Source organism: Blautia coccoides (genome assembly GCF_034355335.1).
GTDB lineage: Bacteria > Bacillota > Clostridia > Lachnospirales > Lachnospiraceae > Blautia > Blautia producta.
The window spans coordinates 5,754,006-5,774,061 of the sequence record NZ_CP136422.1; the positions used below are offsets into that span (position 1 = coordinate 5,754,006).

Genomic DNA, 20,056 nt, shown 5'->3' on the forward strand with positions numbered 1-20,056 from the left:
AAGAGGCATACAACATCATGAGAGATGACAAATTGATATTGGGCGGACACGAATTCCACTCCCGTTTTATTCTGGGTTCCGGAAAATACAACCCGGAACTGATCCGCGCAGCCATTGAAAATGCCGGCGCTGAGATCATCACGCTGGCCGTGCGCAGAGCCAACAGCGGTACTGCCAGCATCCTGGAGCATATCCCGGATAACGTTACCCTTCTTCCCAACACATCCGGGGCAAGAACAGCCGATGAGGCAGTGAGGATCGCGCGTCTGGCCAGGGAATTAGGCTGCGGGGACTTCATAAAGGTTGAAGTCATCCGTGACTCCAAATATCTGCTCCCTGACAACCAGGAAACCATACGCGCCGCAGAGCTTTTGGCAAACGAGGGCTTTATCGTCATGCCTTACATGTATCCCGACCTAAACACTGCCAGAGATCTGGCAAATGCCGGTGCCGCCTGTATTATGCCCCTGGGTTCCCCTATTGGCACCAATAAAGGATTATGTACAAAGGAATTCATAAAAATTCTTATCGAGGAGATCGATCTTCCCATTATCGTGGACGCAGGGATCGGCCGTCCCTCCCAGGCCTGTGAAGCTATGGAAATGGGCGCAGACGCAGTGATGGCAAACACAGCTATTGCCACTGCAGGCAATATCCCGGCTATGGCGGAGGCCTTTAAAAAGGCAGTTGAGGCCGGCCGCACTGCTTATCTCTCCGGCCTTGGACGGATCATAAACGGCAGCGCCAGCGCCTCCTCCCCGCTCACCGGATTCCTGGAACAATAAAGGAGGATAGAAAAATGACTGCACGCAGAACAGATCATATGGAATATATGGACGGTATGGAAGCCCTGGATTCTGATATTCTGGACAAGGTGATACATGCCATGGATCATTATGATCCCAACACCTTTACGGAAACTCATGTGCGCACTGCACTGTCCCATGATATACGGACTCCGGAGGATTTCGCCGCTCTTCTCTCCCCCGCCGCAGAACCTTTTCTGGAGGAAATGGCACAGGCTGCCCAGGCTGAGACAAGAAAGCACTTTGGAAACTGCATCAACCTTTTTACACCGCTTTACATCTCAAATTACTGCGAAAACCACTGCATTTACTGTGGTTTTAACTGCCATAACCATATACGCAGGGCAAGGCTGACCCCGGAAGAGATCGACCAGGAAATGGCTGCCATCGCCAAAACAGGATTAGAAGAAATCCTGATACTGGTAGGTGAAAGCCGTGCCAAAAGTGACGTGGCGTATCTGGGGGAAGCCTGCAGGATCGCCCGGAAATATTTTAAAATGGTGGGACTGGAAGTCTATCCCATGAACAGTGATGAATATGCTTACCTTCACAAATGCGGCGCTGACTATGTAACAGTGTTTCAGGAGACTTACAATTCTGACAAATATGAAACGCTCCATCTTGCCGGACATAAGAGAGTTTTCCCTTACCGGTTCCACGCGCAGGAACGGGCACTGAAGGGCGGAATGAGAGGCGTTGCCTTCGGAGCGCTCCTGGGATTAGATGATTTCAGAAAGGACGCATTTGCCACAGGCATGCACGCATGGCTTCTGCAGAGGAAGTACCCGCAGGCTGAAATTTCCTTTTCCTGCCCGAGACTACGGCCCATCATCAATAATGACAAGATCAATCCCAAAGATGTACATGAGCCTCAGCTTCTTCAGGTGATCACAGCCTACCGGCTTTTTATGCCCTTTGCCGGAATTACGATCTCTACAAGGGAACGGGCTGGATTCCGCGATCATGTGATCACCATCGCAGCCACCAAAATTTCCGCAGGCGTCAGTACAGGAGTGGGGAGTCATGTGGAAGATTTGGAGGATAAAGGGGATGACCAGTTTGAGATTTCTGATGACAGGGGAGTTGAGGAAGTTTACCAGGCTGTTTTGAAAAAGGGAATGCAGCCGGTCATGAATGACTATGTGTTTGTTTAGATCATCAAACGGACTTTCGGATATGTTTCCATATGGGAACATGCTGGCAGTGACGAACCGTCATCTCTGTGACGGACCTTTTCTGGCGCAGGTGGAGAGGGTTGCCGCTAAGAAGCCCAGAGGAATCATACTGAGGGAGAAAGACTTGGAGGCTTCAGAATATCTGGAACTGGCAGAAAAGGTCCAGAAAATATGCAGGAAATACGGTGTAGCCTGCATTCTGCACTCCCGGATCGAGACTGCACAGAGACTTGCGTGTTCTGCTGTTCATTTACCTTTCTCCGGCTTCTGCAGTCTCAGTAATAAGGGAAACGTTTTGGAGGGTTTTGATACGGTAGGCGTGTCCGTCCATTCCGTAAAAGAAGCTGTCGCGGCCGAAAGGTTGGGCGCCGGTTATGTGACGGCCGGCCATATCTTTTTGACGGACTGCAAAAAAGGGCTTCCCGCCAGAGGAATCCCTTTTTTGAAAAATGTGTGCACGGCAGTCCGGATACCTGTTTATGCCATTGGCGGGATCAATCCTGACAACGTAAAGGATGTACTGGACGCAGGCGCAGCCGGATTTTGTGTAATGTCCGGTATCATGCGCGGGCCTCTTTGGAGATAGTCCCCGGATTTCAGTCCAGGTTTTCTTTCAGGAATCTCTTTACATTACCGCCCATGATCTTTTCTACCTGACTGTATGTAAAACCATACTTTTCCATTTGCTCCGCAAGAAACTGAAGACGGCCGCAGTGGGATATCTCAGGCAGTTCCAGGATGCCGTCATAATCGCTGCCCAGGCCCAGGCATTCGGAACCGCCGATGTTCAGAATATACTCAGCCATCCGAATGATCTCTTTCACAGTTGTTCCGTCCTCACCCGGCTTCCAGTCGGGGCGCATAAAGGAGACGGCATAATTCAGCCCCATGACACCGCCCCGGCCTGCTAAAGCGCGGATCATCTCATCTGTAAGGTTTCTGGCCGCACCTTTGACCAGTCCCCTTGCATTAGAATGACTGGCAAGAAAGGGGCGGGTGGCATGTCTGGCCACATCCCAGAATCCGCCGTCGGAGAGATGGGATACATCTACCAGCATATGCAGATGCTCCAACTCTTCCAGAAATTGAAGGCCTTTCTCCTTTAACCCCCGTTCCTCACCCCAGCTCCAGATCCTCTGGGTAAAGGGATCCCCCATACAGTTTGGATAGCCAAGATCATTTTCATAGTTCCAGGTCAGGGTTGCCATTCTGGCGCCCTGTTCCCAGAACCACCTGAGCGTATCCGCCGATTCCTGGTATATGGCGCCCTCCTCAAGAGAAAGCAGCGCGGACATTCCGCCCGTCTTAATGTTTTCTTCCAGTTGGCGGTAGGTTGTGATCTGGGAAATTATATCTGCATTCTGATCCATCTCCTGCCGGAAGATATTCAGGATATCTTTTGCCGCCTCTGCCGCGTCCGGCTCTTCCTTCCAGTTGACATAAATAGCAAAGGTCTGCAAAGTACAGCCGCCTTCTCTCATTTTCTCCAAATCTACACTGAGTGGATTTTGGCGCAGACTAATGTGTTCTCCCTCTTTTTTCATCTGACGGATTTTGCTGATGGTGTCGCAGTGCATGTCTAGGATCTGCATAATAAAACCTCGTTTCTGTCCTGTATTATTTTCTTACCTCCATTATACACGATTATACGCCGGCAATCCATGTTCTATGTTTCGGGATGATTCTTTTATTCTGTTTCCTTTTACTGTTCACAGGCCATTGTCCTGGGACATGTTTTCCCCAAAGGGGCAGTGTGCCATACGCAGTAAAATGCCAGTTAGCCGGCGCCAAAATATCTGTATTTAAAAAGGGAGCAGGATCACAAAATCCCACTCCAATTTTAACGATTCCAAATTTCAGCTATGATGTCTGCTTTCAATGTAAATATGCAGCCAACTCATGCTGGCCGCCTCTATATAAGTACACAGCCAACATATACTATCCGCTCTAATATAAGAACACAGCCACCCCATATGCCGGAAGTGGATAAGCAAAGGAGTAATCCCTGCCGTCACATTCTTTCTTCACAGCCTTATAAACCGTCTGCTCCACCGGCGTATCCCCGCCGAATTTAGGGTCTTTGCTGTTCAGGATCAGCTTATACTGCTTTCTCTTAGGCACCCCAACCCGATAATCCTCTCTGGCAACCGGTGTATAATTGATGACAAACAACAGATTATTCCTTCCTGTGGGAGACTTCCTGATAAAGCTGAATATACTTCTCGCCGCGTCATCCGCATTGATCCACTCAAATCCCTGCTCATTGTCATCATTGGCATAGAGGGCTGGATACTTCTTATACAGAGCAAGCAATTCCTTCACATAAGCCTGAAGCTGCTCATGTTCCGGTTCTGCCAGCAGGAACCAGTCAAGCTCCCTGGCCTCGCTCCACTCCTGGAACTGGCCGAATTCCTGTCCCATGAACAGCAGCTTTTTACCCGGATGTCCGAACATGTAGCTGTATCCGGCTTTCAGGTTCTCAAACTTGTCCTGTCCCAGCCCGGGCATCTTGTTGATCATAGAGCACTTCAGATGCACAACCTCATCATGAGACAATACAAGGACGTACTTCTCACTGTAGGCGTAACTCATGGAGAACGTCATCTTATGGTGATTATATTTGCGGAAATATGGGTCAAGCTTCATATATTCCAGAAAATCGTGCATCCATCCCATATTCCATTTCAGACTGAATCCCAGACCGCCTTCCTCAGGCTTGCCCGTCACCATTGGCCATGCTGTGGATTCCTCGGCGATCATGACAGTACCTTTGTTTTTCCCAAGGACTACGGAGTTCAGGTGCTTAAAGAATTCAATCGCTTCCAGGTTCTTGTTCTCACCGTATTTGTTCGGTATCCACTGCCCTGCCTCTCTTCCATAATCCAGATACAGCATGGAGGCCACTGCATCCACACGAAGCCCGTCAATGTGATATTCCTGTATCCAAAAAAGCGCGTTGGCGATCAGGAAGTTCTTCACCTCATTTTTGCCGTAATCGAAAACTTTTGTCCCCCAGTCCGGATGCTCCCCTTTTCTTGGATCTGCATATTCATATGTAGGGGTTCCGTCAAAATCAGCCAGTCCGTGGGCATCCTTCGGAAAATGTGCCGGCACCCAGTCAAGGATCACGCCTATTTTATTTTTATGCATGTAATTCACAAAATACTGGAAGTCCTCAGGGGTACCATACCTGGAAGTGGGTGCATAATATCCTGTAACCTGATATCCCCAGGAACCGTCAAAGGGGTGCTCTGCAATCCCCATCAGTTCCACATGGGTATACCCCATCTCTTTCACATAGTCAGCCAGGGAATGCGCCAGCTCTCTGTAATTGTAAAATCCATCCTCATCTCCGTCCTTTAACGGATGTTTTTTCCAGGAGCCAGGATGCAGTTCATAGATGGACATGGCATCCTTCTTTTCATTGAACTCCTGACGCTTCTTCATCCAGACGGAGTCTCCCCATTTAAACCTGGAGATATCATACACACAGGAGGCCGTGCCCGGACGGTGCTCCGCATAGTTGGCATAAGGGTCTGCCTTAAAGAGAAGCTTGCCCTTGTATGTAGTGATACAGAATTTGTACAGATCTCCTTCCCGCACTTTGGGTACGAAGAGCTGGTAAATGCCCATGTCGTTGTCACATTTCATCACGTTTTTGTCGGGATCCCATTTGTTGAAATCCCCCACAACAGACACGGATTCTGCATGAGGAGCCCAGACGGCGAAATACACGCCGTCCTTGCCCCGCTGTGTTGTAGGATGTGCACCCATCAGCTTATAGATTTCATAATGTGTCCCTTCCCCGAATAAATAGCGGTCCATCTCCGAGAACCTCATTGTTTTTCCTTTAGCCATAAGTCCTTCCCCTTTGTTTTCCTCTGATTTTACAGCACTTTGATCCTGCTGCAGGATTTCTGTAACATTTCAACTGACTGCAATATTTCAGTCTTCTGTACTGTTACGGATTTCCAGCAGGACGCTGCCTGCTGCTTCTATGGTAAAATTCAGCCGGCCGTTCTCCGGCTCTGCTTCCTCCTGGGTTAAAAGGTTTACATAATGTTTATTTTCCATTGGCACCGGGATGCTCACCTGTGCCGGTTCCTCATCATTGTTCACTGCTGTGATCAGGCCTTCTTCCTCAGTAAAACGCATAAATGCCAACTGTCTGTTGGTCAGCAGCAGTTCCCTGTATCTGCCCTCTGCAAGACAGGTTTTATACTTTTCATGCATTTCCCCAAGTGTTTTGACCCAAAGCATGATCTTGGAATCTTTCTGCTCTTCCAGCGCTTCACTGATATCCACAGCCGGCCTGAGCGCATCATCACCGCCGTTATTTTTGCTTCCCTCGATCCCCCATTCAGATCCGTAATAGATGGATGGAATTCCTGGTAATGTATACAGCAGTGTGTAGATCGGGAAAATATGCTCCTTCACGTTGATCTTACTGTAAATGCGGTCTACATCGTGATTGTCAACAAAGGAATACAGCTTCATTCCCCTGTAGATTCCCCCATTCTCCTCAAATTCTCTTCGTATGGTATGGGCGATCTCGAAATAATTGTGGTCATTATGTCCGGAATAAATGCCTTTGTGAAGCTCATAGTTTGTAACGCTGTGCAGCATTTTCTGTCCGTCCTGGATATAACGGCTGTAATCACCGTGGATAACTTCTCCCATGAGCCAGAAGTCTTCCTTTTTCTCCCCGGTACGTCTGCGCATATCCTCCATGAATCCAAAGTCAAGACAGTCCGCACAGTCCAGACGGATACCGTCAATATCAAATGTATCGATCCAGAAATCGATCACATCCAAAAGATATCCTTTCACCTCCGGATTCTGCAGGTTCAAATTGACAAGCTCAAAGCAGTTTCTCCATGCCTCATAGGAAAATCCGTCATTGTAGGGATTGTTCCATCCGAAATTGATTCCCTTGTACCATCCGCAGTACCTGGAGCCTTCCCGGTTCTCCTGGATATCCCGGAATGCAAAGAACTCTCTTCCTGTGTGATTGAACACACCGTCCACCACAACCTTGATCCCCATCTGGTGTGCCTTTTCCACAAACCGGGCAAAATCTTCGTTATCCCCAAGCCGCTGATCCACCAGCTTATAATCTCTGGTGTCGTAACCGTGGGTGGTGGACTCAAACAGCGGTCCGATATAGATTGCCGTTGCCTTAATGTCTGCAAGATGCGGCAGCCATTTCTCCAGTTCCGCGAAGCGGTGTACAACGCCTTCGTCTTTATTCACCCTGGGAGCGCCAGTCATCCCAATCGGGTACATATGGTAAAATACTGCCTCTTCATACCATTTTGCCATTTTCATTTCCTCCTTTTCCGGCTCTGTCAAAAACAACAGGCCCAGACAAACCATGCAGGAACGCCATTCCTTGACTACGAATATATCCCATACATAAACTGATGCACAATTTCATATGTGGTCTCATCAGAAATTTCAAATTTTTCATCTTCGGAAAGACCGTAGCTCACTGTCATAATATGATGGTTGAGCACACCTGTAAAACCCACGGCAAATAATTCCTGCCGCCCCCGCATGTTCCCCAGTTGGGAGGACGCGTCCTCAAATATCTTCACAATGATCTTATAATACCTCTCAATAAGAGGTGAAACCGTTTTATAGGCCTCATTTTCTCTTCCGGAATAAAACAGAGACAGCATGAATAAGTAGAATTTTTGATTGGAAGCCGCATAGTCAAAAAATGTCCTTGCTGCCTGATAGAGCACCCCGGGAAGACTTTCTCCCGGTCTGGCAATATCAATAAGCCTGCTTTCAAACTCCTGGTATCCTGTCTCCAGCAGATTCTGCAGCAATCCCAGCTTGCTTCCAAAATAATAATATAAAGTTGGCTTGGAAATTCCGGCCTTATCCACGATTTCCTGGACGCCCACAGCATCATACCCCTTGGCATAAAACAAATCCAGCGCTGACTTTAATATCAATTCTTTATTATCCATAACTGCCTCCCGGCTGTTCTGCATTGTATCTATCTTTTGTTTTTTCATTTCCATCATTTGTTCTGCCTATTATTATACCAATCGGTATACAAAAAATCAAGAGGACATTGTAAATTACATTTTTTACAATGTCCTCTTGATCACTGTTCACATATATTATCCCGCGAGGCATTTTGTGTGCATCGCGAAGCGTGTTACTGTTATTATATGCCAAACAGCTTCCCGGCGTTTTCCCTGGTCACATCCACCACAGTTTCATAGGAAACGCCTTTTATCCTGGCTATCTCTTCCGCCACATAAGTCAGATAGGCCGAACAGTTTCTGTGCCTTCTGTACGGCTCCGGTGCCAGATACGGGGCATCTGTCTCCAACAGCAGATATTCCAGCGGCGCATATTCCACCACGTCTTTCAGCCGTTTTCCGTTCTTGAAGGTGACAACTCCGCCCACGCCAAGATAATAACCCATATTCATGTATTCCTTTGCCTGTTCCACTGAGTAGGAATAACAGTGGATCACGCCTTTTAAATTGTCTGCTCTCTCGGCTTTCATGATGTCCAGCGTATCCTTTGCCGCGTCACGGCTGTGGACTATAATGGGAAGTTCTGTCTCTTTAGCCAGATCCATCTGGCGGACGAACCACTTTTTCTGAATATCATGGTGTTCCTTGTCCCAATAATAATCAAGTCCGATTTCTCCCACGGCTACCACCTTTGGAAGGTCACACAGACTTCTGAGCCATTTCATTTTCTCCTCATCAAGACTCCCTATCTCGTCGGGGTGAACGCCTACCGCACCGTACACAAAAGGATATTTCTCTGTAAGCCTGACCGTATCGGCCACCCCCCGCAGGCTGGCGCCCACGTTGATGATCTTCTCGATTCCGTGCTTTGCCAAGGAAGGAAGCAGGCTGTCCCTGTCCTTGTCAAACGCCTCGTCATCGTAATGTGCATGTGTCTCAAATATCATGGATATTCCGCTCCTTCAACTTCTTGTAAACTGTCTGGCGAAACAGCGCGTAGACTACGGAGGTGAGCGGTATGAAGATCAGCATGCCCACAACCCCCATCAAACTGCCGCCCACGGTCACTGCCACCAGCACCCAGATAGAGGGCAGCCCCACTGAGTTGCCGACTACATGAGGATAGATCAGATTGCCCTCAACCTGCTGCAGTACCAGAAACAACACAATAAAGGCAAGCCCCTTCATGGGGTCCACCACCAGGATCAAAAAAGTCCCCACAACACAGCCGATGAAAGCCCCGAAAATAGGGATCAGAGCCGTAAACGCGATCAGTATCCCGATCAGCATGGCATACGGGAACCGGAGCAGTGTCATGGATACGAAAAACATAGTTCCCAGGATCACAGCCTCCAGGCACTGCCCTGTAACAAAATTGGCAAAGGTCCTGTAACTGAGAGAACATACATCCAATACTTTCTTCACCAGTTTTGCCGACAGAAACGCATAGAAAACTTTTCGGATCTGAACTGCCAGCTTCTCCTTCTGCAAAAGAATATAAACGGCAAATACAAGAGCGATAAAAAAGTTCATAAGTACATTTACTACTGTTCGGGCCATGGCAACTGTGGAGTTGAGAACATTTCCGGCACCGTTTTTCAGGAAGTCAACTGCGGCTCCAATAATGGAATTCCAGTCAAATTCCAGGTTCTGTATCCACTCCGCTATCTGTTTATTGTCGTGGAAGGTGTCCACAGCCCAGGTCTGAAGCCTTGGTATGGCAGCCTCTATACTTGCGCTGACGCTCATAAAGGTCTGCCCCATTTCCGGAACAACCACCAGAATGACAACCAGCACGATGCCCACAACCAGTATGAGTGACAAGATCAGGCTTAACGGCCTGCCCAGCTTCTTCATTTTTCCTTTACTCTCGGCGCTGCCGAAAAGTTTCTTTTCCATAAAGCTCATGGGGACATTCAGTACAAAGGCAAAGGCAGCTCCCAAAAGGAAAGGATAGGCGATCCCTATCAGAAAGCGCAGGAAAACCAACAGCACATCTGCCTTCTGTATTCCCACGTAGACAACCACGGCAAACAGGATCAGAAGCATTAAATTCTTCATATCTTTTTTATTCAGGTTCATACTTCTCCTCTCCTTCTCCCCTCTTTACTTTTTCATCCTGGAACGGATCCATTTCAGGGCCTGGATAACAGGCAGATTGGCAATGGAAAGTCCGTACACTGTGAAAAGCTGTGCAATATCCAGTGTCTGCACGCTGAAAATCTTGTGAAGTCCCGGAATCATCAGCACGGAGGTGATCAATACTAATCCTAACACAAATGCACCGATAAGATAAATATTATTGAAAAATTTCTTTGTAAATAAAACAGGTTTTGCTGATTTACAGTTAAACCCATGAACCAGCCTGGATGTACACAGGGTTCCGAATGCCATTGTCATAGCAAGAAGCGTACTCTGCTGATATCCAATATAAAAGCCGATCATAGTCATAATTCCGATCACAAGACCTTCCGTCCCAATGTAGGAGAGAAAATCCTTGGTCAGTATGGACTCATTCATGGGACGGGGTTTTTCCTTCATAACATCTTTTGTATGAGGCTCCAGTCCCAATGCAATAGCCGGAAGGCTGTCTGTCAGCAGGTTGATAAACAGCAGATGCACCGGAGCAAACGGTACTGGAAGATTTGCAAGAGATGCGTATAAAACTGCAAGGATTCCTGCAAAGTTGCCTGAGAGCAGGAACTGGATAGCGCTTTTTATATTCTTATAGACATTTCTTCCGTTTTCTACTGCTTTTACAATCGTGGCAAAATTGTCATCTGTAAGAACCATGGATGCGGCATCCTTGGAGACCTCAGTTCCCGTAATACCCATAGCCACACCGATGTTAGCCTGTTTTAAAGCCGGAGCGTCATTGACACCGTCCCCTGTCATGGACACGATATTTCCCTTTTCCTGCCATGCCCTGACAATGCGGATTTTATGTTCCGGTGAAACACGCGCGTAGACGGAAATGCCTTCCACAAAGTCCTGCAGTTCCTCATCCGTCATATTCTCGATCACAGCGCCCTCGCAGGCCTCAGATTCATCCTTCAGAATACCGATACGTTTTGCGATCGCCGCTGCGGTCACCTTGTGGTCGCCTGTGATCATGATAGGTTTGATCCCGGCGCTGATACATTCCGCAACCGCCGCCTTTGACTCCTCACGGGGCGGATCCATCATAGCGATGAGTCCCAAAAATACCAGATCCTTTTCATCATCCGTACAGAGCTGTTTACCGCCTTCCACCCTCTTATAAGCAAATGCCAGTACACGAAGACCATTTTCGGAGAAATTCCTGTTCTGGTTCTCAATGGCAGTACGGTCCTCCTCTGTAATGGGTACTATCTCACCATCTTTCTGGATGGAACAGACACGGTTTAAAAGAACATCCACCGCACCTTTTGTGATCATGGTGGCACCCTCTCTCAAATTATGAAGGGTGGACATCATTTTACGGTCGCTGTCAAAGGGCACCTCACTGCATCTGGGGTATTTGTCACGCACTACCTCTGCGGGACGTCCCAGTTTATCGCCCTGATTGATAAGAGCGGTCTCCGTGGGGTCTCCGATCTCCTCGCCGTTTTTGTTGGTGGAGTCATTGCAGAGGATACTATGGCGGAGGAGCTGTTTCTGAGCCGGATCATCTAGGTCAATGTTTTCTGCGGAGATTTCACGGCCCTCCACATAGTAATATTCCACAGTCATCTTATTCTGAGTCAGGGTACCTGTCTTGTCTGAGCAGATAATGGATACACTTCCCAGCCCTTCCACTGCCTGAAGCTTCCGTACAATGGCATGTTCCCTTGCCATCTTCTGGGTTCCGAAGGAAAGAACAATGGTGACGATCGAACTGAGTGCCTCCGGTATAGCTGCTACAGCAAGTGCCACGGCAAACAGGAATGCCTCTCCCCAGGATTCTCCCCTGAAAACGCTGACTCCAAACAAAATACCGCAGAAAATCAGGATTATAATGGACAGTTTCTGGCCAAACTGGTCCAGGTTCATCTGCAGCGGTGTCTTTTTCTCCGATGTGGTTTTCAGCAGTTTGGCAATTTTACCAACCTCAGTCTCCATACCGATGGAGGTTACAAGAAAAGAGCCCCGTCCGTAGGAGACAAAACTTCCCGAGAATACCATATTGGTTCTGTCACCCAGAGGCACCTCACCTTCGATGGGATCTTCAGTCTTATCCACACCCAGGCTCTCACCTGTAAGCGCACTCTCATCTACTTTTAGACTGGCGTTTTCCAGGATTCGACCGTCAGCAGGTACATAGTCACCGGCTTCCAGCATGACAATGTCACCGACTGTGACCTGGTCAGAGGGTATCTTTATCACATCTCCGTTTCGCAGAATCTTTGCCTCCGGCCCTGACATGGCTTTCAGACTGTCAAGAGACTGCTCCGCTTTCACGGTCTGCACTGTCCCCAGTATGGCGTTCATGGTGATAACTACCAAAATAACAATGGCACTTTCCATTTCTCCCAGAACACCGGAAACAATGGCCGCCACCGCCAATATGATGACCAGAAAATCCTTATACTGCTCCAGAAAAATCTGTGGAATAGATTTTTTCTTCTCTTCCGTCAGAGCATTGGGGCCGTATTTCTCCTGGTTGGCCTTGATCTGTTCGTTTGTCAGCGGCTGCGTACTTCCGTTAATTGTTTTCTGCGCCTCTGTCCTCGACATTTGATAAAATTCTTTCATTCGCTCTCCTCCAAACGTTGTTTGCGGAACCTTTATGTGCTGCCCCGGTTCCATGTGGATACGTGTAACTATTCGGCAGATCTGTACGGTTACGGGTACATACTGCTTATCACTAGTGTGCTTTGTAAAAACCTCTTTCATACCGTTTTGCCGGTATGCTCTGCCCGGACCAATGTTTTTCATGGCCTGTAACGCAAAAAAGCGAGACTTTTACTGCACAACAAGCATGCAATAAAAGTCTCGCTGTTTCATCACGATACGGACGGGATTTCCCCCATCGAGATTGACGATATCGCAAACGCCAACGGCGCCAGCTACTCCCTCTTATTAATGGATACTATAACTGATTGTTTTTGAACTGTCAATGATAAATTTGTAAAATATTCCTGTCAGCCGTTTTCGGCAGAATCCGGCGTGCTGTCCGGGATTAATGACGGGCTTTTTTATTAAGATAAAGAGCTTGACTTTTTATTGAATAATATACATAGAGCACTTATAATTAAAAATACGGAAAATATCATCTCTCTGCTGAAATATCACAGCAAAACCCTATGGAGGATAATAAAATGACAGAACGCGAAAAAATGCTGGCCGGAGAACTGTATGACTGCGGGGACCCTGAGCTTTTAGAACAATGGCACCTGGCTAAAAATTTGATTCGGGAGTACAATGCTCTTCCGTCCGAGAATCTGGAAGAAAAAGACTGCATACTGAACCGTCTTCTGGGCGGCCGGGGTGACAATCTGTGGATCACCGCGCCTTTTTATGTGGATTATGGGAACAACATTTACTTCGGAGATAACTGTGAAGTGAATATGAATTGTACCTTTCTGGATGACAACAGGATTGAAATTGGCAGCAATGCGCTGATCGCCCCCAATGTACAGATTTACACTGCCTTTCATCCCACCAACGCGGCAGACCGTTTCGGTCCGCTAAAGGAGGACGGCAGTTTCTCTTTCTGCAAGACCAGGACTGCTCCTGTCATAATAGGCGATAATGTGTGGATCGGCGGCGGCGCCGTGATCCTGCCCGGTGTAACTATAGGCAGTAATGTGGTGATCGGCGCGGGAAGTGTTGTGACAAGATCAATTTCGGATAACAGTGTCGCTGTGGGAAACCCCTGCAAGGTGATACGTAAGAATTGCTAAAACTGCACGAAAAAAGCAGCAGACTGACTATACCGCTTCACCCAGCGCATGGTATCATACATCTGCTGCTTTTCTCTGTCCTCTACACCAGATACATTTCCCTCAGCATCTCTCTTTTCTCATCCGTAAGTCCCAGCCGTTCCTGCAGGTATGCCTCTGTGCTCCCACACTGTCTCTCTGTCTCGGCAAACATGGATTCTATGTAACTTCTCTCCGCTCCGTTTAAAATGCGGATTCCGTTAAGAATGCGCTCATTTGGAACCTTTGCGGCGACTTTTGCGATCATGGCCTCTGTCTCCGGCTCCAGATATCCGTTTGTCAGCAGATAGTCCTGAATGATCACCTCCCGGTCCACGCCCAGCGCGGTCAGCAGAAGGGCCGCAGTCGTGCCTACCCTGTCCTTTCCCGCAGAGCAGTGCCAGAGGACAGCCCCTTCTTTTTGAGCTAAAAGGATATCAAAAAAATGTTTCAGTCCGGTGACGGAAAAGTCATCTGAGACAAGCGCCAGGTAAATTTTTTCCATCTTTTCCTTGGGATGGTTTTCCGCCTCTTTGAGCAGTTCCAGGATCATGGCGGAAAGACTGTCCGCCTGCTCCTGGCCCTCCCTAGTGATTCCCAGCATGGCGTCGCTTAAAAGAGGATCATGTATGAATTCTACCCCTTTTATCTCCGGGTCCGGCAGTTCTGTCTTCTCACCGTTTGTCCTTAAGTCCACCACTGTTTTCAGCCCATACTCCTCTGTCAGCCGCCTGATATCAGGCTCTGTACATTTTCCAAGAGCACCACTCCTTAACAGGCGGCGGGGTCTGATGGTCCTGCCGTCCTTTCCTGTATACCCTCCCAGATCCCGTGTATTATAAACAGGGCCTTCCATTTCAATCCTGCTGCACATAATATCCTCCTCCATAGATCAAAGTCTCCGCTGCGTACGAAAATGGGGCTGCCGGCCGCCGCCTCTGCTGTCCCGCAGAGGCGGCTGTCCGCATCCCCATCTCATATGTTCGGTTATTTTATTATTTTACCACCGGAAGCAGGCTGATTGCAAAGGTAAATTCATTTTCAGCAAAGCGGTACTGCTCCAGAAGTCTGGGGCCGCAGCTGTTGGAACCGATTCCGTTCTGGCGGTGATCCAGACAGAGCACCGTATAAGGAGAAGCGTTCAGCTCATAGTTATGTGCCTTCTCCGTAAGCTCTTCCTGTGTGTATACAGACGCGTTAAAAGCAAAGGTGTCCGCACTTACTGCTGCCAGACTGATCCTGCTGCCTTCGGCCTTTACATAATCACATTCATCATGACTGCCGTTTTCCTGCGGGCGGATATAATCCTCATGCAGGTCTTTTACATTTGCATGGAACTCATCATGATAGCTGGCTTTTCGTTTGTCCTGATAGCTTTCCACAGGGCCCAATCCATAATATGTGATGTCTGCCATATCACGGGGCAGGAACAGGCGAAGGCCGAATCTGGGAAGTTCCGGGAATTCCGGATCTTTTCTCACATCCAGCTTTACGTCGATCCTTCCGTTGGCACGGATAGTCCACGTGGCATCAATATCCAGAATTCTCTGGATGATGACTGCTGAAACGGACAGAACCGTGTGTATCTGCACTTCCTCCTCCAGGACCGTGTAGTCCGTGCGGTAGGCTCTTGCCACGATCTTGTCGTATTTTGCCTTTCTCCAGATGTTTTTAATGTTTCTGTCATTGTCCGTGGGCGCTCTCCAAATGTTGTATTCCATTGGACGCTCCAACACTTTACAGTTTACATAACTAAGTTCAGAGAATAATCCGGTAAGCTTATCATAGGTGTAGGAGAATTTGTCTGTGCTCACAAACAGGTTCCTGTCATCCTGGGCTACACTGAATACAGGCGGCTGCCCTGCCTCTTTGCCTGTTTCTCCTGATTCCTCTGTCACTTCCAATATCTTCACTGCCTTCTGGTTTCTCATATCCTCTGTCTGAAGCTGTACTTCATCAAAGCCCAGTTTAAAGCCTTCCGGCAGGAATTTTGTTGCGTTCTGCAGATGATATTCCAGTTTCAGGTAACATTTTCCGGCTTTTGGCACCTGATAGTCAAGTCCAATGACCCCCTCATTGTGTGCGCTGATATCCGGCATATTGTCAGGACAGATACATCCCTCCCCAATGACTGCACCGTCACAGTTTACGCTGTAGGTGATAAAGAGATAATCCTTTAAGTTTACATAATCCATGTAATTGTGCAGCACTGCCTCTTTTTTCTCCTGGTCAAAAGAGACCACTCTGGCCGGCCGGTGTACATTCTTAAACTCCCGAAGTCCGGTATGGGGTGTGCGGTCAGGATACACCAGGCCGTCCATACAAAAATTGCCGTCCTGTGGGTATTCCATATGGTCGCCGCCGTATGCGTATTTCTTTTTGCCCTCAATGGTCTTGCCCATGTAAATGGCATGGTCGCACCATTCCCAAACAAAGCCGCCGCAAGCGCCGTCATACTGCTGGACAACCTGGAAATAGTCCTCAAAGTCACCGGGGCCGTTGCCCATTGCATGGCAGTATTCGCACATGACATAGGGCTTGTCGGGATTCTCCGCAAAATACTGATGGATCTCCTCAATGGCCGGGTACATGCGGCTGTGCAGATCTATGTTGGAATAATCATATTTTTTATCTTTTGCCGTATAGCGGGCACTCTCATAATGTGTCAGCCTTGTATGGTCAAATTCCTTTGTCCAGGCAAGCGCCGCCTCAAAAGTGCATCCATATGCACATTCGTTTCCCATGGACCAGATCACCACGCAGGGGCGGTTCTTATCCCTGTGAACACAGCGCTGTGTCCTGTCCACAGTGGCCTCTGTAAAAGCAGGGTTGTCTGCAATGGCATGGTTCCATCTGGATGCTCTCTCCTCCCAGGAATCGTCCTCCATATAGATATCCGCAGTTCCGTGGCTCTCATTGTCCGCCTCATCTATAACAAAGAAACCGTATTCGTCGCAGAGCTGATAGAACTGCGGCGCATTTGGATAATGGCTGGTACGGATGCAGTTGATATTATGCTCTTTCATGAGCTGTAAATCTTTCTTCATCTGTTCCAGACTGATGGTAAATCCTGTGACAGGGTCACTGTCGTGGCGGTTGGTACCGTGGAATTTCACTTTTACTCCATTTATGTAAACCACTCCGTCTTTGGTACAGATTTCCCGGATACCCATGCGGTCTGTGATAACCTCACCACCGGCCTCCAGTACAACGGTATACAGATATGGTTCCTCTGCATTCCAGAGAATCGGATCCTCCAGGGTCATGCGAATCTTCCCGTCTTCTGAGACCTGGCTGCTCTCTGCCGCTAAATTTCCCTCCGCATCATAAACAGAAACTTTTACAGGTACTGCCTCATTAAAAAAGGTCACTGCGGCATCAACCGACGTACTTTTTCCATCCGGCGCAATGTCTGTTGTAAGAAAATAATCAAAGATTCCCTGAGCAGGGCGTTTCAGCAAATATACATCCCTGAATATGCCGCTCATACGGAATTTATCCTGGTCTTCCAGGTAACTGCCGTCACACCATTTCAGGACCAGCACTGCCAGGGTGTTCTCACCCTCTCTTAAAAAGCTGCTCACGTCAAACTCACTTGTGGAGTGTGATACCTGGCTGTATCCCACATAACTGCCGTTCACCCATACATAAAAGCAGGAATCCACGCCTTCAAAGTTCAGATAAGCTTTAGGTGCATTCTCATTTTCCGCATAGACAAAAGTATGTACATAGGCTCCGCAGGGGTTCTCCTGGGGCACATACGGCGGGTCCATGGGAAATGGGTAGCGTGTGTTGGTGTACTGGTGTTTGTCATATCCGAAATTCTGCCAGCATCCCGGCACTGGAATCTCATCAAAGCTTCCTGTATTGTATCCCTCTCTGAAAAATTCATCTTTTAAGTCATAGATACTGTCAAAATATTTGAATTTCCAGCTGCCGTTCAGAAGCTGAAATCTGTCGGAATTCTCTCTGTTTTCACACAGATCATCTCTCTGTGTGCCGGCAGGTATATAGTAGGCCCTGTTCGGCATGGTGTTCTCGTGCAGCATGTGAAGGTTTTCATAATATCTAGGTACGATCATTTGTCATTGCCCTCCTGAAATATAATTTTTGCGGCAATTGTTCAGTTACTGTTTAACACTGTTGAACAATCACTTTATACTGCCTATTATAAAATACACAACAGCAAAATCCATATCCTGTATTAGACAAAACATGCACAAAATGATACAATCAAGGTAACTGTTCAGCCTTCCGCTGTCCTACCGGGTGCTGCCTTACATTTGCAAGGCAATCGAGAGACAGCCACACGCCGGACTTCGGTTTTTACAGTCAGTGTGCATGCTTTTGCCGCTATGAAGCGGAAAGGCTGAAGAATAACCAATCAAGAAAAGAGACTAGAGCTTTTTAAAGAATGAGGGAGTGCCGTCTTATGTATGTAAATACCGGATACCTGAACCAGGCAGAAACAGATTTAGAAAATATGCAGGTCCCCCTGCGCATTAACAGCAGCGGGGTATACAGAGTCATTTCCCGTCCCTCCATGTCTACCTTAAGACCCAAGGGACGGGCTGATTACCAGCTTATTTACATTGCTTCCGGGAGTGCCTGGTTTACCATCGGTCAGGAGAAAGTGGAGGTAGGTGAGGGGAACCTGGTTCTCCTGCGGCCCTTCGTCCGCCAGGAATATGTGTATTACGGAAAAGACAAACCAGAGGCCTTCTGGGTCCACTTTACAGGCAGCCGGGCAGAATCCCTCCTGGAAGAGGCCGGGTTTGCACAAAATCAAATTCTGTATGCAGGTGTTTTCTCTGAATACAGGGACCTTTTCTTCCAGATGATACGAGAGCTTCAGGTGTTCCGTCCCGCCTATGAGGACCTGCTTCCCCTTCTTTTAGAACAGCTTCTTCTGCTTGTGCGCCGTCACCGCATGGAAGGGCCGGGGGAGAGACACAGGATTCAAAAAGAGATGGAAAAAGCAATCCATTACTTTAACGAAAATTATTACCGGGACATAAAGATTGAGGATTATGCCAGACAGCAGCATATGAGCACCTGCTGGTTTATCCGCAGCTTCAAGCAGTACATGAACGTCCCGCCCCTCAAGTATCTCACCTCCGTCCGGATCCGCAGAGCCAGGGAACTTCTGGAGACTACGGACTATACGGTCAGTGAGATCGGGGCATTGGTTGGATATGAAAATCCCCTGTATTTCAGCAGGATATTCAAAAAACAGACAGGGGTTTCTCCGGCGGGATACCGGAAAACATAACCCTGTCTGTGTATTTATTCCCTATGACTCGGCCAGAAGATTTTGGATTCCCTCTGCGGCATCCTGATCTAGAACTACCAGGCCTCCCGGAAGAAGCTTCAGAACAGTACCCGGTAGTTCTTCTGTGGGATTTGTATAATACATTTCTTTTACAATATCCTGCTTTGCCTTTCCCGAAACCTGCAGAATCACTTTCTTTGCCTCAAACATATGATGTACCCCAAGTGTGATTCCCCTGGTCAGTTTCATAGGGCCGGAAAAATATTTCTGCCCTACATTCATAGTCGTCTCGGAAAGATCAACCACCTTTGCATAATCCTCAAAATCTCCGCCCGGCTCGTTTAACCCCAGATGCCCATTCATGCCAAGACCCAGCAGCATAAGGTCAATTCCCCCACGGTCAAAAATAATACTGTCAATCCTTTTGCATTCATCCTGAAGGTTCTCTGCATGAATATCAAACAGATGCATTTTTTCCGGTTGAATTCCCAGTGGCCCATACAGATGCTGCATCAGAAAGTTCGTGCAGTTTTCACTCTCCTCTTCCAAGTCCAGCCACTCATCCAGAGCAACGAATTCCGCCTGTGAAAAATCAACTACTCCCTGTTCTTTCATCTCTTTCAGTATTTCGCAGGTCCTCACCACAGTGCTTCCTGCCGGAAAACACAATAATGCGTTTTTTTTCTCGTCCAGACACTCTTTTACTAATTGTGCGCATCGTCTGGACATCCCCTCCATGTCCGGCATAACTTCCGTGGCCGGAATCTTTATGGGGAGACACGCTCCCATATTTTTATCAATCTCTTCCATGCAGTTCGGCAATGTCTTGTCCTCCTTGTTATGTATGATGCAGGCCGTACAGTGGTTCCTGTGTTTACAGGGGATATACGGGCATCTGCAAATTTTTTTCATATTTCTCTCC

The 20,056-nt window shown here is 47.9% G+C and carries 16 protein-coding genes; 5 read left to right on the forward strand and 11 right to left on the reverse strand.

What is annotated here, in order from left to right; genetic code table 11:
• Nucleotides 1–17: 17 nt before the first annotated feature.
• From BLCOC_RS25940 to BLCOC_RS25950, 3 genes are read left to right on the forward strand one after another with little or no spacing between them, the layout of a single operon-like run.
• Nucleotides 18–785 (forward strand): thiazole synthase, encoded by a 768-nt coding sequence (locus BLCOC_RS25940; protein ID WP_018595465.1) that lies wholly within the window; start codon nucleotides 18–20, stop codon nucleotides 783–785.
• A 14-nt stretch (nucleotides 786–799) separates the two neighbouring features.
• Nucleotides 800–1,960, forward strand: coding sequence for a 2-iminoacetate synthase ThiH (gene thiH, locus BLCOC_RS25945; RefSeq protein WP_115623824.1), 1,161 nt, complete (start codon nucleotides 800–802; stop codon nucleotides 1,958–1,960).
• A 22-nt stretch (nucleotides 1,961–1,982) separates the two neighbouring features.
• Complete coding sequence (locus BLCOC_RS25950; protein ID WP_115623825.1) at nucleotides 1,983–2,567, forward strand: thiamine phosphate synthase; 585 nt, start codon at nucleotides 1,983–1,985, stop codon at nucleotides 2,565–2,567.
• A 10-nt stretch (nucleotides 2,568–2,577) separates the two neighbouring features.
• Here BLCOC_RS25950 and BLCOC_RS25955 read toward each other — a convergent pair whose 3' ends face one another.
• The 8 genes from BLCOC_RS25955 to BLCOC_RS25990 all read right to left on the reverse strand — a co-directional run bounded on the left by BLCOC_RS25955 (nucleotide 2,578) and on the right by BLCOC_RS25990 (nucleotide 12,693).
• Nucleotides 2,578–3,573: a dipeptidase gene (locus BLCOC_RS25955; protein WP_115623826.1), complete on the reverse strand. Its 996-nt coding sequence runs from the start codon at nucleotides 3,571–3,573 to the stop codon at nucleotides 2,578–2,580.
• Nucleotides 3,574–3,928: 355 nt separating this feature from the next.
• Nucleotides 3,929–5,839, reverse strand: a complete 1,911-nt coding sequence (gene glgB / locus BLCOC_RS25960) for a 1,4-alpha-glucan branching protein GlgB (RefSeq protein ID WP_018595461.1) — start codon at nucleotides 5,837–5,839, stop codon at nucleotides 3,929–3,931.
• An 87-nt stretch (nucleotides 5,840–5,926) separates the two neighbouring features.
• Nucleotides 5,927–7,303 (reverse strand): alpha-amylase family glycosyl hydrolase, encoded by a 1,377-nt coding sequence (locus BLCOC_RS25965; RefSeq protein WP_115625496.1) that lies wholly within the window; start codon nucleotides 7,301–7,303, stop codon nucleotides 5,927–5,929.
• A 74-nt stretch (nucleotides 7,304–7,377) separates the two neighbouring features.
• Nucleotides 7,378–7,959, reverse strand: a complete 582-nt coding sequence (locus tag BLCOC_RS25970; protein WP_026255495.1) for a TetR/AcrR family transcriptional regulator — start codon at nucleotides 7,957–7,959, stop codon at nucleotides 7,378–7,380.
• On the reverse strand, nucleotides 7,952–8,173 hold the full coding sequence (locus tag BLCOC_RS25975; RefSeq protein WP_131918337.1) for a hypothetical protein: 222 nt from the start codon (nucleotides 8,171–8,173) through the stop codon (nucleotides 7,952–7,954). The genes BLCOC_RS25970 and BLCOC_RS25975 overlap by 8 nt, the downstream gene beginning before the upstream one ends.
• A complete protein-coding gene (locus BLCOC_RS25980) occupies nucleotides 8,163–8,927 on the reverse strand; it encodes a TatD family hydrolase (protein ID WP_029471434.1) in 765 nt (254 codons plus the stop codon). Before BLCOC_RS25980 ends, BLCOC_RS25975 begins: the two co-directional genes overlap by 11 nt.
• Nucleotides 8,917–10,062 carry an AI-2E family transporter gene (locus BLCOC_RS25985; protein WP_115623827.1) on the reverse strand — a complete coding sequence of 382 codons (1,146 nt, stop codon included), beginning with the start codon at nucleotides 10,060–10,062 and terminating at the stop codon, nucleotides 8,917–8,919. The genes BLCOC_RS25980 and BLCOC_RS25985 overlap by 11 nt, the downstream gene beginning before the upstream one ends.
• A 24-nt stretch (nucleotides 10,063–10,086) precedes the next feature.
• Nucleotides 10,087–12,693 carry a cation-translocating P-type ATPase gene (locus BLCOC_RS25990; RefSeq protein WP_115623828.1) on the reverse strand — a complete coding sequence of 869 codons (2,607 nt, stop codon included), beginning with the start codon at nucleotides 12,691–12,693 and terminating at the stop codon, nucleotides 10,087–10,089.
• Between the two features lie 566 nt (nucleotides 12,694–13,259).
• Between BLCOC_RS25990 and BLCOC_RS25995 the strand changes: the two genes are divergently transcribed.
• On the forward strand, nucleotides 13,260–13,844 hold the full coding sequence (locus tag BLCOC_RS25995; RefSeq protein ID WP_115623829.1) for a sugar O-acetyltransferase: 585 nt from the start codon (nucleotides 13,260–13,262) through the stop codon (nucleotides 13,842–13,844).
• Nucleotides 13,845–13,926: 82 nt separating this feature from the next.
• Here BLCOC_RS25995 and BLCOC_RS26000 read toward each other — a convergent pair whose 3' ends face one another.
• Both BLCOC_RS26000 and BLCOC_RS26005 read right to left on the reverse strand, forming a co-directional pair.
• Nucleotides 13,927–14,751 carry a tyrosine-protein phosphatase gene (locus tag BLCOC_RS26000; protein WP_044954607.1) on the reverse strand — a complete coding sequence of 275 codons (825 nt, stop codon included), beginning with the start codon at nucleotides 14,749–14,751 and terminating at the stop codon, nucleotides 13,927–13,929.
• A 106-nt stretch (nucleotides 14,752–14,857) separates the two neighbouring features.
• Nucleotides 14,858–17,944 (reverse strand): glycoside hydrolase family 2 TIM barrel-domain containing protein, encoded by a 3,087-nt coding sequence (locus tag BLCOC_RS26005; RefSeq protein WP_115623830.1) that lies wholly within the window; start codon nucleotides 17,942–17,944, stop codon nucleotides 14,858–14,860.
• Nucleotides 17,945–18,294: 350 nt separating this feature from the next.
• On the opposite strand from BLCOC_RS26005, the gene BLCOC_RS26010 reads away from it, so the two are divergent.
• Nucleotides 18,295–19,134, forward strand: coding sequence for an AraC family transcriptional regulator (locus tag BLCOC_RS26010; RefSeq protein ID WP_115623831.1), 840 nt, complete (start codon nucleotides 18,295–18,297; stop codon nucleotides 19,132–19,134).
• 21 nt (nucleotides 19,135–19,155) lie between these two features.
• Here BLCOC_RS26010 and BLCOC_RS26015 read toward each other — a convergent pair whose 3' ends face one another.
• Nucleotides 19,156–20,046 carry a glucosamine-6-phosphate deaminase gene (locus BLCOC_RS26015; protein ID WP_115623832.1) on the reverse strand — a complete coding sequence of 297 codons (891 nt, stop codon included), beginning with the start codon at nucleotides 20,044–20,046 and terminating at the stop codon, nucleotides 19,156–19,158.
• Nucleotides 20,047–20,056: the final 10 nt, after the last annotated feature.

Excerpts from the sequence above, each read along its gene's own strand:
- BLCOC_RS25940 (WP_018595465.1), top strand. The coding sequence starts at position 18 with ATGAGAGATGACAAATTGATATTGGGCGGACACGAATTCCACTCCCGT.
- thiH (WP_115623824.1), top strand. The coding sequence starts at position 800 with ATGACTGCACGCAGAACAGATCATATGGAATATATGGACGGTATGGAA.
- BLCOC_RS25950 (WP_115623825.1), top strand. The coding sequence starts at position 1,983 with ATGTTTCCATATGGGAACATGCTGGCAGTGACGAACCGTCATCTCTGT.
- BLCOC_RS25955 (WP_115623826.1), bottom strand. The coding sequence starts at position 3,573 with ATGCAGATCCTAGACATGCACTGCGACACCATCAGCAAAATCCGTCAG.
- glgB (WP_018595461.1), bottom strand. The coding sequence starts at position 5,839 with ATGGCTAAAGGAAAAACAATGAGGTTCTCGGAGATGGACCGCTATTTA.
- BLCOC_RS25965 (WP_115625496.1), bottom strand. The coding sequence starts at position 7,303 with ATGGCAAAATGGTATGAAGAGGCAGTATTTTACCATATGTACCCGATT.
- BLCOC_RS25970 (WP_026255495.1), bottom strand. The coding sequence starts at position 7,959 with ATGGATAATAAAGAATTGATATTAAAGTCAGCGCTGGATTTGTTTTAT.
- BLCOC_RS25980 (WP_029471434.1), bottom strand. The coding sequence starts at position 8,927 with ATGATATTTGAGACACATGCACATTACGATGACGAGGCGTTTGACAAG.
- BLCOC_RS25985 (WP_115623827.1), bottom strand. The coding sequence starts at position 10,062 with ATGAACCTGAATAAAAAAGATATGAAGAATTTAATGCTTCTGATCCTG.
- BLCOC_RS25990 (WP_115623828.1), bottom strand. The coding sequence starts at position 12,693 with ATGAAAGAATTTTATCAAATGTCGAGGACAGAGGCGCAGAAAACAATT.
- BLCOC_RS25995 (WP_115623829.1), top strand. The coding sequence starts at position 13,260 with ATGACAGAACGCGAAAAAATGCTGGCCGGAGAACTGTATGACTGCGGG.
- BLCOC_RS26000 (WP_044954607.1), bottom strand. The coding sequence starts at position 14,751 with ATGGAGGAGGATATTATGTGCAGCAGGATTGAAATGGAAGGCCCTGTT.
- BLCOC_RS26005 (WP_115623830.1), bottom strand. The coding sequence starts at position 17,944 with ATGATCGTACCTAGATATTATGAAAACCTTCACATGCTGCACGAGAAC.
- BLCOC_RS26010 (WP_115623831.1), top strand. The coding sequence starts at position 18,295 with ATGTATGTAAATACCGGATACCTGAACCAGGCAGAAACAGATTTAGAA.
- BLCOC_RS26015 (WP_115623832.1), bottom strand. The coding sequence starts at position 20,046 with ATGAAAAAAATTTGCAGATGCCCGTATATCCCCTGTAAACACAGGAAC.